Annotated in this window: 14 protein-coding genes; 6 read left to right on the top strand and 8 right to left on the bottom strand. The window is 33.6% G+C overall.

Features of this window, described 5'->3' with window-relative positions:
• Window positions 1-14: 14 nt before the first annotated feature.
• From scrK to DW196_RS11265, 4 genes are all read right to left on the bottom strand, one after another.
• Window positions 15-887: a fructokinase ScrK gene (gene scrK / locus DW196_RS07225; RefSeq protein WP_071456319.1), complete on the bottom strand. Its 873-nt coding sequence runs from the start codon at window positions 885-887 to the stop codon at window positions 15-17.
• 12 nt (window positions 888-899) lie between these two features.
• On the bottom strand, window positions 900-2,330 hold the full coding sequence (locus tag DW196_RS07220) for a sucrose-6-phosphate hydrolase (protein WP_118250784.1): 1,431 nt from the start codon (window positions 2,328-2,330) through the stop codon (window positions 900-902).
• A gap of 42 nt (window positions 2,331-2,372) precedes the next feature.
• On the bottom strand, window positions 2,373-3,650 hold the full coding sequence (locus DW196_RS07215) for an MFS transporter (protein ID WP_071456317.1): 1,278 nt from the start codon (window positions 3,648-3,650) through the stop codon (window positions 2,373-2,375).
• A 192-nt stretch (window positions 3,651-3,842) separates the two neighbouring features.
• A complete protein-coding gene (locus tag DW196_RS11265; RefSeq protein ID WP_147408677.1) occupies window positions 3,843-4,139 on the bottom strand; it encodes a hypothetical protein in 297 nt (98 codons plus the stop codon).
• 500 nt (window positions 4,140-4,639) lie between these two features.
• Here DW196_RS11265 and asnA point away from each other — a divergent pair, with 500 nt between their 5' ends.
• Window positions 4,640-5,647 (top strand): aspartate--ammonia ligase, encoded by a 1,008-nt coding sequence (gene asnA, locus DW196_RS07205; RefSeq protein ID WP_118250782.1) that lies wholly within the window; start codon window positions 4,640-4,642, stop codon window positions 5,645-5,647.
• Window positions 5,648-5,673: 26 nt separating this feature from the next.
• On the opposite strand, the gene DW196_RS07200 is transcribed toward asnA, so the two are convergent.
• Both DW196_RS07200 and DW196_RS07195 read right to left on the bottom strand, forming a co-directional pair.
• Window positions 5,674-6,240, bottom strand: coding sequence for an LURP-one-related/scramblase family protein (locus tag DW196_RS07200; protein ID WP_118250781.1), 567 nt, complete (start codon window positions 6,238-6,240; stop codon window positions 5,674-5,676).
• 33 nt (window positions 6,241-6,273) lie between these two features.
• Window positions 6,274-7,143 carry a Cof-type HAD-IIB family hydrolase gene (locus DW196_RS07195; protein WP_118250780.1) on the bottom strand — a complete coding sequence of 290 codons (870 nt, stop codon included), beginning with the start codon at window positions 7,141-7,143 and terminating at the stop codon, window positions 6,274-6,276.
• A gap of 103 nt (window positions 7,144-7,246) precedes the next feature.
• On the opposite strand from DW196_RS07195, the gene DW196_RS07190 reads away from it, so the two are divergent.
• The 4 genes from DW196_RS07190 (at window position 7,247) to DW196_RS07175 (ending at window position 10,175) form a co-directional block, all read left to right on the top strand.
• A complete protein-coding gene (locus DW196_RS07190; RefSeq protein ID WP_071456309.1) occupies window positions 7,247-7,921 on the top strand; it encodes a uracil-DNA glycosylase in 675 nt (224 codons plus the stop codon).
• 173 nt (window positions 7,922-8,094) lie between these two features.
• The gene (pta, locus tag DW196_RS07185) at window positions 8,095-9,078 is read left to right on the top strand and encodes a phosphate acetyltransferase (protein ID WP_071456308.1); all 984 of its coding nucleotides are present in this window, start codon (window positions 8,095-8,097) and stop codon (window positions 9,076-9,078) included.
• 103 nt (window positions 9,079-9,181) lie between these two features.
• On the top strand, window positions 9,182-9,643 hold the full coding sequence (gene tsaE / locus DW196_RS07180; protein WP_118250779.1) for a tRNA (adenosine(37)-N6)-threonylcarbamoyltransferase complex ATPase subunit type 1 TsaE: 462 nt from the start codon (window positions 9,182-9,184) through the stop codon (window positions 9,641-9,643).
• Window positions 9,636-10,175, top strand: coding sequence for a GNAT family N-acetyltransferase (locus DW196_RS07175; protein ID WP_118250778.1), 540 nt, complete (start codon window positions 9,636-9,638; stop codon window positions 10,173-10,175). Before tsaE ends, DW196_RS07175 begins: the two co-directional genes overlap by 8 nt.
• A gap of 21 nt (window positions 10,176-10,196) precedes the next feature.
• On the opposite strand, the gene DW196_RS07170 is transcribed toward DW196_RS07175, so the two are convergent.
• The gene (locus DW196_RS07170; protein ID WP_158563544.1) at window positions 10,197-11,009 is read right to left on the bottom strand and encodes a CD1107 family mobile element protein; all 813 of its coding nucleotides are present in this window, start codon (window positions 11,007-11,009) and stop codon (window positions 10,197-10,199) included.
• Between the two features lie 12 nt (window positions 11,010-11,021).
• Window positions 11,022-11,780, bottom strand: coding sequence for an exodeoxyribonuclease III (locus DW196_RS07165; RefSeq protein ID WP_071456304.1), 759 nt, complete (start codon window positions 11,778-11,780; stop codon window positions 11,022-11,024).
• Between the two features lie 169 nt (window positions 11,781-11,949).
• On the opposite strand from DW196_RS07165, the gene murB reads away from it, so the two are divergent.
• Complete coding sequence (gene murB, locus DW196_RS07160; protein ID WP_118250776.1) at window positions 11,950-12,849, top strand: UDP-N-acetylmuramate dehydrogenase; 900 nt, start codon at window positions 11,950-11,952, stop codon at window positions 12,847-12,849.
• The last annotated feature ends 11 nt before the right edge of the window (window positions 12,850-12,860 follow it).

Genomic DNA, 12,860 nt, shown 5'->3' with positions numbered 1-12,860 from the left:
CCTTTTCACTAGTATTATTCTTGTAATTGGATTAATCCTAAAGCAAAGTTACCCAATGTTGCTGAACCATTATTTTTAATTAATGGTCGAGTAATGTATTTGTCTAGAGGTGGTAATTCAACATAATCATTTAAGAGTTCAGCCACATTTTGACGAACTTTTTCAAGTAATGTTTCATTTGCCACACTTCCGCCAAATACGATTTTATCTGGGCGAATAATCAAGGTTGTTTGAATCACTGCTTGTGCTAGATAATAAGCCATAATATCCCACACTGGATCAGTCAATGGCACTGTTTCACCTTTTTGACCAAGACGCGCTTCAAATGTTGGTCCAGAAACTAATCCTTCTAAACAGTCACCATGATATGGGCAGATACCTTTAAACTCTAAATCATCCGGATGACGTTTTACAAATGTATGCCCCATCTCTGGATGTCCTGCTTCACCTAGAAGTTCGCCATTAATCACTGCTCCACCACCGACACCCGTTCCGACAGTGTAATAAACCAACGAATTAATTTTTTCATTTGATAAAGTCGACATAATGTATTCACCATATGCTGACCCATTAACATCTGTTGTCCAAGACATTGGCACATCTAATTCTTTCTGTAAATAACCTAGAACATCAACATTTTTCCAACCTGGTTTTGGTGTAGTTGTAATATAGCCAGATTTAGGTGAATGTTTTCTGATTTCAATTGGTCCAAATGATGCTACTCCAAGTGCCTCAATATCAAACTGTTTAAAATACTCCACCGCCTGTTTTAATGTTTCTTCTGGTGTCGTTGTCGGAAACGTTATCTGGTCTTTTACTCGGTAATCTTCATCACCTACTGCACAGACAAATTTTGTTCCACCTGCTTCAATACTACCAATTAACACAATAAAACCTCCTTAGTTATAAGAAACTGCATTATAATCTAGTTGATAAACTGTATAAGAGATAGTTTCTTCTTCACTAACCGTCACACAAACATCTGTTTTTTCTCCTGTATAGAAACGTTCAGTAAACACAAGCTCCCCTTCATTAATGAAGATTTCAATCGAACTTGTATCAATAAACACTCGTAATGACAGCTTATCACATGGTTGAATTGTACCATATCTTAAGTCATCTTTGTCACTACGTTTTAAAATAAACTCATTCGTTGCTTTAGAATAGGTTAATAAAACTAATTCTTCATTAGATGTTTTTAACGAAAAGCTGACTTCTTCTTGATCAGTTCCTGTAAGAGGAATATCTACTAGCACTTCACTAGATGATGCATCTTCTGCTACTAATAATTCTTTAGCAACAACTGAAGAATTATTTGAAACTTCTTTTATTCTTAAGTCTTCTAATTCTTTTACAGGTGTCATATAAAGATGATCATTTTTTAATCTCAATTCACGTGGAATAGTCAACGCTCCAGCCCAACCATCTTCTTGTTCTGGAAATAGGCTTTCCCACATATCCATCCATGCAATGACAATACGTCTGCCATCAGGTGCTTCAGTTGTTTGAGTTGCATAAAAATCATGACCCTTGTCTAATTCATGGAACTCTCCGCGTGTGAATGTTGCTGTTTTATAGTCATAATCACCAATGAAATAACCTGTTTGGAATAGATTTAAGTAATCTTTCCCTTGAGCATCTATCCCTTGTGGTGATAATAATAAGATGTCTTTTCCATCAAGATTGAAAAAGTCTGGGCATTCCCACATAAAGCCTTCTGTTTTTAATCCATTTGCTTTAGAAATAGGTCCTTCATATTTCCAATCCAATAAATCTTTAGATGAATAAACAATGGCCCTACCTAATCCATCTTCACCTTGACTACCTAAAATCATGTAATAAACACCATCTTTTTCCCAAACTTTAGGATCTCTAAAGTGATGTGTATTATCTCCGGGTTCTTTAGCAATGATAGGATTGTTTTCATATTTGGTAAAATGAATACCATCTGTACTGTAAGCCATATTTTGATTTTGCCAAAAATGATCTTTATCTCCATCACCATAATAATGATGTCCAGTATAGAATAAGTATAATACGCCATCTTTTTCGATTGCACTACCAGAGAAACAGCCATCCTCATCTTCTTTATCACCAGGTGTTAAAGCAATTGGTAGACTTTCCCAATGAACTAAATCTTTACTTCTTGCATGTCCCCAATGCATTGGGCCCCATTCAGCACTGTATGGGTAATGTTGGTAAAACACATGATAGTACCCATCAAAGTAGCAAAAGCCATTTGGATCATTAATCCAACCAGACGGTGCAGCAACATGATATCCTAAGCGATAACGTGAATTAGTTAATTCGATTGGTTCTTTTTTTGTCATAATAAATCTCCTACTTTCTTTTATTTTATAATTATTTTTATATTAAGCTCTAACAAATGGATCTCCTTGCACATCTTGATCATCCTTTTTAATAATGAAGAAAGCATATACACCTGCGATAAGAACAATAAATGAAATAATTCTAAATGTTGATTGATAACCAACTGCGTCTCTTAAAATACCAAGTGGGGTAGATAAGATAACTTGTCCAACTTGTGCGGCAATTTGGAAGCCGATCATATAAAGTGTGGCAGATAACTTAGTATCAAAATGTAAGGTGAAGTAACGGAACATTGGTAATATAAACATTGGTACTTCTAAAGCATGTAACATTTTAATACAAGAAACAGCAATTGGAGATGTTGTAAAACCACATAATCCAATACGAATACACATAATTGTCACACCACATAATAATGTATTTCTGACACCAATTTTTCTCATGATGATTGGGACAACTCCCAACATAATAGCTTCACAGAATACTTGAACAGCATTTAATGTTCCATACATTTTTTCCCCAGCAGCTGAAGTTGAAAATAAACTAGTGTAAAACCCTGGAAACATTTGTTGATCAAATACATTGTAAAAAGTCCAAGAAAAAACGATAAAAATAATAATTGCCCATAATTGTGGTAATTTTAATAAACCAAACATTTCTTTTAATGAAGGAACACTACTCGATTCAGCTTGTTTGTCTTCAAATTCTTTATTTGCTACTCTTTCAGCTTTTGGTTTCCAAAGTAATAAATTTAGTAATAATAATAATCCAAAGAATGAACCAGCCCAGAAGTTTAAGTTTGGATTTTGTACAAAAAGGAATCCAGCGAGTAATGCCACAACAGCATAACCAAATGATCCCCATGCTCTTGCTTGACCATATTCAAAATCAAACAAACGGCTAAAACGTTCTGTTACTGCTTCAAAAATACCAACCGATGATAAGAATCCGGCTGATAATACCACTGCTCCAACAACAATACCTAAATTGAAATTATTTTCTAATAATGGTGCGTACACCCAGATAAAGAATGGACCAACGAGTGCTGCGATAACTGCTGAAAAAATTAGCAATGTTCGTTTGATATATAATTTATCTTGCAATGTTCCATAGATAAACATGAATATCAATGTGACAAGTGAATTGGCTGAAAAGATAGTTCCGACAGCGCTACCACTTAATCCCAAACCATTAGATTCAGAAGTCAGCCATAGCTGGAAGAATGACCACCATACTCCCCATGATGCAAAAAATAGTAATAAGGTTAATGAACTTTGTAGATAAGATGGATTTTTAAATGACTCTTTAAATTTTAACATATTGGTTTCCCCCAATTATAATATATTCTCCCGGACCATGACAACCGGTTAACATTTTCATTTTAAAAAGCGCTTTCTATATTTCAAAGTATAAATTAAATCCGCTTTCATGTCAACCGGATAACATAAATTATTTTGTGAATTTTTTTAAAACAAAAAAGAAGCCTACAACAGCTTCTTTTTAAACACTTATTAAGGTGTTAATCGGTCAATAAAATGGGAATATGGAATATCCAACTCATTTCTCCAATACTCATCTGTTTCCTTTAGAAATTCCATTGCTCGAATATGTTGGTTGTTCTGTTGATAATAATAATAAAAAATCTCTACGTAATCCTCTTCTAATAACAAATCTTCTTTAAATTTATAAAGGATTCTTGTCATGATAGATTGGTCGACACAATTCTGCTTAATGGCTTTCATTAGATATTCCAATACTATTTGATGAAAATGTTGACTATACTCTTCTGCCCATAAATAATCACTCATTGCAAAATAGCGTTCCTTATAGATATCAAGAACTTTCATAATATTGTGCAGCATTATAGGTTCTTTGAGAAGTACTTTTAATTTATTTAATGGTGTTTCAACAGGATAAGTTAAAATGTATCTACCTTGTTTATACATAATTGGGTTTTGTAACTTATTCTTTTTAAACACTTGGCGAATTTGATAAATCGTTGTGTAATTCCTTGTAGAGGAGAAACAAACTGAGTTAGTATAAATAACAATAAAATCGTTATAGTTACTTTCTTTTCCATATCTCTACTCCTTATTTTTCTATATAATGCATTATATCAATCAGCCAACGAACTTCGACTGAACAATCCGTTCGATTACTTTTTATATTGATATTGATATAAATAAAACATGTTAGATTCTTCATAAAATTTTATCTTTTATGTTTATATATAAAATAAATTTATTTTTCCAATTATTAACGATATATGATAGAATAATTAGAAATCATTGATTAGGAAGTGTTTTATATGAAGAAAAAAACAATTGTACCAAAAGATTACCAGTCTTCACTGTCTGTTTATGACACACAAAAAGCGATTGGATTAACCAAACATTGGTTTGAAGAAGCTTTAACTGGAAGTTTAAAACTAAAAAGAGTATCTGCTCCATTATTTGTAGATGCATCATCTGGGTTAAATGATAATTTAAATGGGGTTGAACGTCCTGTTCAGTTTGATGTTCCTGCTCTAGAAACACCTGCTGAAGTTGTTCATTCATTAGCCAAATGGAAGCGTACAGCGTTAAAACAATATGATTTTCATATAGGAAATGGTATTTATACTGATATGAATGCAATTCGTCGTGACGAAGAATTAGATAACCTTCATTCTATCTATGTCGATCAGTGGGATTGGGAACGGGTGATTTCAAGAGAACAACGTAATCTAGATTACTTAAAACAAACCGTTCAACAAATTGTCAATGCAATCATTGAGACTTCTAGCCGCTTGCATACTAAATACCCTTCTCTATCTATCGAGGTTGATAGCAATGTCTCGTTTATCACGACACAAGAGTTAGAAAACTTATATCCTGATTTCAATGATAAAGAGCGTGAACAAGCTTATGTAAAAGAGCACCCAACAACATTCATTATGCAAATTGGAGATAAATTATTAAGTGGAAAACCTCATGATGGCAGATCACCTGACTATGATGACTGGCAATTAAATGGGGACTTGTTGTTTTGGCATGAGCCACTACAAACAGCTGTGGAAATATCTAGTATGGGGATTCGTGTGGATGAAACATCTTTAAAAGAACAGTTGGAAAAAGCTAATGCAACTGATCGCTTAAAATATCCATACCACCAACAAATTTTGGCAAATGAACTACCGTTAACAATTGGTGGCGGGATTGGTCAAAGTCGTTTATGTATGTTACTACTTGAAAAGGTGCATATCGGTGAAGTACAAGTCTCTTTATGGGATGAAGAAACACTTGATGCATGTCGTGGAAAAATAAACTTGCTATAATAGTAGAAAAGAGCACTTCAAGAATATCATCTTGAAGTGCTCTTTATTTTTTCTCTTATTAATTCCATTGACTGATAGGAGGCTTTGGGACTTAAAAAAGAATTCACCTTTTGCCAATTCTTTTCATTATTCTTTGCCCAATAATCCATCACTGCTCCTATACAGATACAGACTGGTGCTAATGTTTCATTTTTAATTGATAACTTATAGTAATCACCTTGATAAACTGTATGCTTTTCCATGAGCATCAATCGCTCTTTAAAAGAGTAGATACGATACGTCTGTTTATTTACGTTAGCCAAAACGAGCCAGTTTAATTGTTTCACTAAATAAATATCACGATTAAACGAGATCAACCGTCCTAACGAGCCAATTTTTTCGTGTCTATCATACAAATCAAAGCGTGAAGGAAAAGCATAAGTTGTTTGTTTCACTGTCGCTAATACTTCTCCGTTCATATTATATACAGATAACACATCACCTTTTACACCCCAACGACCTACTAAAATATACATTGGTTTATCTTGAGCATTTTTTATCACTGTCCGAACATTGGCTGACAGCACATGTTCATTGATGTAATATGTTTCCATCGTTATCAACTTCCTTTAATTAAAATCTTTTATTTAAAGATTTTCTTCAATTGCACGTAGAATAGCTTTTCCTACACCATCGTCAACATTTGTATCTGTTTGATATTTAGCCACTTCTTTTACTTTATCTTCAGCATTTCCCATGGCAAAACTCACGCCAGCAACTTCTAACATTGGTAAATCATTAAAGTTATCACCAATTGTAAAGACCTCATCCAGTGAAATACCACGTTTTTCGGCAATAAACTTCACAGCATGACCTTTTGTCGCATTAACATGATTAATCTCTAAATTATTGGCACCTGAAGAAGTCACATGGATATCCTTCAATTGATGTAATTTTTCCAAACTTGCCTCAAAAGCCTTAGCACCTTCTTCATTAAATGCAATGACTTTTAAAATTTCAACTGATGGGTCGTCAACTAAAATGTGATAATCTTCGGTATATTTTACTGGCAACATTTTTAATTGTGTTGATGCCATAGCAATAGCCATCTTAAATGTTAGATGAGGAATATTTTCAGATAATAAAATAGCAAATTTTTCAATTCGTTGTGCCTCATTATTTGAATAAACACCTTCTGTTGTCATTAATTCATAATACAAATTATCTTCTTCTAAAATATCCATTGATTGTTTGACAATCTCTTTATCTATGCTAACTGTGTACAGAACATTATCAAATTCATCAAATATCTGCGCCCCATTTCCTGTAATCATGCCACAGTGAATACCGGCTTCATTTAATACTGGACGTGCCTCAGAATATCCTCGTCCTGTTGCTACCATAAACTCGACACCGTTTTCGGCTGCCGTTTTAATCGCTTGTTTATTTAACTCAGAAATATCTAGATGGGATGATAAAAGCGTGCCATCCATATCAGATGCTATCAATTTAATCATAATGTTCCTCCTAGTTCTTTTATTACTATTAGTGTACCATTTTTTTTTGAAAGATACATTTATAATAAAAAAATTATGATAAACTAAAAAAGAGGTGACGATAATGTTAAAAAACTTAATTACAACAGATTGGAAAGACGTTTTACAAGATGAGTTCAATCAAGCTTATGTAGAAAATTTAGAAAGCTTTTTAGAAGATGAATACAACAATAAAACAATTTTCCCCAAGAAAGAAGAAATATTCAGTGCTTTAAACCACACATCTTTTAACGACACAAAAGTCGTTATTTTAGGACAAGACCCTTATCATGGTGACAATCAAGCTCACGGACTAAGCTTTTCTGTTTTACCTGGCACCAAGCTTCCACCGTCATTAGTTAACATTTTTAAAGAGCTTGCTGATGATTGCCAAATAAACATGCCCTCTACAGGTGATTTAACTCCTTGGGCAAAACAAGGGGTTTTACTACTAAATACTGTCCTAACTGTCGAAAAATCAAAAGCTCATTCACATAAAAATAAAGGATGGGAAAACTTCACAAACGATATAATTAAATCACTAAACAATAAAAAAAATCCTATCATTTTTGTTTTATGGGGAAAACCAGCTCAACAAAAAAAGAAGCTTATTGATCAAGAGAAACATATTATTATTGAAGCACCTCATCCCAGTCCTCTATCAGCTTATCGTGGTTTTTTTGGTTCAAAACCATTTTCTAATATAAATTTATCACTTGAAAAAATAGGACAAACACCAATTGATTGGTCGTTATCTTAATCTGTATTAATTATACATAAAAACTGTTTTGTTTATATACAAAAAAAACGTAAGATAATTATGTAAAGTCTAAGTTTTTTATAAAAAACAGAACAAAATACTGTTCTTTTTGTTCAAAAACATGATATGATAAATAGGTGAAAAAAAGTATAAGAAAATTGGAGGATGTTTTCGTGGAATTATTTGACCAACTTAAACATAAAATTATTAACAAAAATATACGTATGGTATTCCCTGAACCAACAGATGAACGCGTTTTAGGTGCGGCTGTCCGTTTAAAATCAGATAACTTAATCGAACCAGTTTTAATTGGAAACCCAGATGTTATTAAAGAATTAGCTGCTTCACGTGGACTAAGCGTTGATAACTTAGAAATTATTGATCCAGACACTTACGAAAAATTTGACGAAATGGTTGCCGCTTTCATTGAACGTCGTAAAGGAAAAGCAACTGATGACCAAGCTCGTACTATTTTAAAAGATGAAAATTACTTTGGTACTATGTTAGTTTATATGGATTTAGCTGACGGACTTGTAAGTGGCGCTATCCACTCAACAGGTGATACAATTCGTCCTGCATTACAGATCGTTAAAACAAAACCTGGTGTAAGTCGTACAAGTGGGGCATTCTTAATGTTAGGTAACCGTGATTCAGAAAAATATATTTTCTCTGATTGTGCTATTAATATTAATCCTGATGCTCAAGCATTAGCAGAAATCGCTGTTGAAAGTGCTAAAACTGCTGAATTATTTGATATTGATCCTAAAGTTGCTTTATTGAGCTTCTCAACAAAAGGATCTGCTAAATCAGAAGAAGTAACAAAAGTTGCCGAAGCGACACGTATTGCAAAAGAACTTGCTCCAGAAATGGCGATTGATGGGGAGTTACAGTTCGATGCATCATACGTTCCTTCTGTTGCAAAACAAAAAGCACCTGAGTCAGATGTTGCTGGTCAAGCAAACGTCTTTATATTCCCTGAAATCCAATCAGGAAATATTGGCTACAAAATTGCTCAACGTTTAGGCGGATTCCAAGCCATTGGACCTATCTTACAAGGTTTAAATAAACCTATCTCTGACTTGTCTCGTGGATGTAATGAAGAAGATGTTTACAAATTATCTATCATTACTGCTGGACAAGCAATCATGAGTAAATAAATGCTATATACTAAAGGTACGTAAATCTTTTATGATTTGCGTGCTTTTTTATTTTTTTCTAAATGATATACTATGACTAAACAACTGTTAAAGGAGTACGTTTATGACCGTTTATTTAAACAACGATGACCAAACGCAGCGATTTGGTGAGCAACTTGCCTCTCTAGCTAAACCAGGAGATATATTCATCTTAACTGGTGAATTAGGAGCTGGTAAAACAACTTTTTCTAAAGGATTTGCTAAAGGACTTGGCATTAAACAAATGATTAAAAGCCCAACCTATACTTTAATTCGTGAGTATGATACAGGGCGTCTTCCTCTCTATCACATGGATGTTTATCGAATTGAAGGTGACGCTAGTGATCTTGGACTAGAAGAATATTTTGATGGGGATGGCGTTTGCTTAATCGAGTGGGGAGAAATTATTAAAGATTCTCTAGATAATGATTTTATTGAAATTTTTCTACATAAAACACCTGAAGACACACGATTTATTACCGTGGAACATCGTGGTGCTAAAGAGAGATTCAATCAAATAACTGACATGATGGCTGCCTATGACTGAGATAAATATTACATTAAGACAAGCTATCCCAAGTGATGCCGCCAATTTAATACAAGCGATTCGTTTTCTTAATACGGAGACCCCGTATTTGGTTGTGAGCCCACATGCATTAAATATGTCAGTTGATGCAATGGAACATGAGATAGATTATATTTTTAATCAACCAAATCAATTTATTTTACTCGCTTTTAATCATAAAGACATTATTGGTATAGCAACGATTGTCAGCGAAGAAGAAAATTGTTTTAAACACGTAGGAGAACTTGGTATTACCATAAAAAAAGAATTTTGGGGTCTAGGTTTAGGAACTGCGATGATTCAAGAAATGATCGAATTATGTCTTGAGAGTCAAATAATAAAACGAATTGAAATAAACGTTCAAACTAGAAACACTCGAGCGATTGGTGTCTATGAACAAATTGGATTTGTTTTAGAAGGAATTAAACGACAGGCTTTTTTATCTGAAGATAATAAATTAATTGATGTTGCGGTGATGAGTTACTTATTCCCAAAAAAAAATTCAACGACTTAAACACACAGTCGTTGAATTTTTTTATTTTCTAGATGATTTCTTTTTTTTACGTTTTGTTTGATCTACTTTTTTCTTACTTCCTGATTTGAGAGAAGAATTTCCATTAGAACGTTCTTTCGAACTACTTCCACTTGACTTTCTTCTTCCTTTTGTTTTTCCTTTAGACTTCGCTTTATTATCTTTTTGTTTACCTTTGCCTTTTTTAGCTTTTTGTTTACTTGTCCAGAAATAATATCCAGCTCCACCAGCAGCGACAACTGCTACGACAGCGACAATCCATACCCATATTGGTGTTGATTTTTTCGTTTCAGTCGCTTTTGTTTTCGATGAATCTGTTTTATTAACATCATCACTTGAGGTATTTTTTTCACCATCATTTGACGTGTCTTCACTTTGAGCACTTGATTGTTCATTAACCTTATTTTCTTCACTAGAATTTTTTTGACTATCATCTGTTTTTTCTTTTGAATCGTTTGTGTCATCTTTTTCCGACGCTTTCGTTTCTTCTGTTTCGATGACTTTACCATCTTCAAAATTATAACGAACATCTGTTGACTTATCACCTTCTGCATCTAACATACCTATCATAGCTTCTTTTGTTCCTTTAGGTATTGGTACCTCAAACTCACCTTTATCGTTGGCAACAATTGAGCCTGCCAAATTTGTTAAAAAGATATTAGCATTTGGTGTGGTCTTTCCAGTTAAAACATTCCTATCCTTATCGTAAGTCAAATCGTATAGTAATTTATCATCGGCTGCATGGACTACACCAGAAAAACTCGCTAATCCAATTATGACAAAACCTAAAACGATAATTTTTTTCCATTTATCCAACATATTCCCCCCTTATCTTACATCTATCAACAATTCTACTGGACAATGATCGCTTCCGTAGACGTCTGATAGAATAGTGGCATCTGTCAATTTTTCAGCTAGTGCTTTAGCAACACAGAAGTAATCAATACGCCATCCAGCATTATTTTTTCTTGCATTAAAACGATAGCTCCACCAACTATATGCCCCTTCTTTATCTGGATAAAAGTAACGATACGTATCAATAAATCCACTATCTAATAATCGAGAGAATGCTTCTCTTTCTTGGTCAGAAAAACCTGGATTATTACGGTTACTCTTCCAATTTTTCAAATCAATATTCTGGTACGCTACGTTTAAATCTCCACATAAAATAACTGGTTTATCTTCATTTAGGTTAGCCAGATACTCTCTAAATTGCTTTTCCCATGCTAATCTAAAGTCGATTCGCTTTAACTCAGCTTGAGCATTTGGCGTATAACAGTTAACCAAATAAAATGTATCATACTCTAGCGTGAGTAATCGTCCTTCCATATCAAACTCTTCAACACCCATTCCTTTTTTAACAGAAAGTGGTTCAATTTTTGTAAAAACTGCAACACCAGAGTATCCTTTTTTTTCAGCGTAATTCCAATACTGATAATAATCCGGTAAATCTATCTCTATTTGACCTTCTTGTAATTTGGTTTCTTGCAGTGAGATGATGTCTGCGTCTATGTTTTTTATATCATCGTAAAAATTTTTTTTTACAACAGCTCGTAATCCATTCACATTCCACGAAATCAACTTCATGTCGTTCCTCCTATTTTTCTCTGTGTATATATTTTATCATAAAACCCTAGGATATTGTACCTTTAATCTGATTAATCGCACATGCACTTTATAGACTCACCAACTATTTAACTAAATTTATGTTAAAATAGTAACACGATGATTATTTGAATTAAGAGAGGGTATTATTGTGATAACTAAAACTATTGTTCAACATTTTCCAAACATAACTATACTAACAAACGAACCACTTTCAAATTATACCTATACAAAAACAGGTGGCCCGGCTGATTTTTTAGCTTTCCCAAAAACAAAACATGATGTCAAACAATTGATAGACTATTGTAAACAAGAAAATATCGAATGGATTTGTCTTGGAAATGCGAGTAACTTAATCGTTCGTGATGGTGGCATTAAAGATGTCGTCATTATGTTAACCGAAATGAATCATGTTTCTGTCGATGACACATCGATTACTGCTGAGTCTGGTGCGAAATTAATCGATGTCTCTTATGATGCATTGAAACACAGTTTGACAGGTCTTGAATTTGCTTGTGGTATACCTGGAAGTATTGGTGGCGCAGCTTACATGAATGCAGGGGCTTATGGTGGCGAGTTATCTGACGTCTTTTATTCGGCTGATATTATTTTTGAGGATGGTTCGATTAAAACATTCTACAAAGATGACATGGATTTTTCTTATCGACATAGTGTTTTACAATCCTTAAAAGGAATTGTTTTATCCGTTACATTCAATTTAGAAAAAGGTGACGCCGTGTATATAAAAGAAAAAATGGACGAATTAACACATCTTCGTGAATCAAAACAACCACTTGAATATCCGTCTTGTGGTAGTGTATTTAAACGTCCTGAAGGGCATTTTACTGGTAAATTAATCCAAGATGCTGGTTTACAAGGTCATATGATTGGTGGAGCTCAAATTTCTGAGAAACACGCTGGTTTTATTGTTAATATCGATCACGCAACAGCTACTGACTATGTTACTCTAATCAAATATATTCAAGATGTTATTTTAGAAAAATTTGATGTGTCTCTTGAGCCTGAAGTTCGAATTATTGGAAGAAAATAAAAAAAGTATGA

Origin of the sequence: Vagococcus sp. AM17-17 (assembly GCF_003471765.1) — a bacterium.
Classification (GTDB): domain Bacteria; phylum Bacillota; class Bacilli; order Lactobacillales; family Vagococcaceae; genus Vagococcus; species Vagococcus teuberi.
This window is presented reverse-complemented; position numbering and strand designations above follow the sequence as displayed.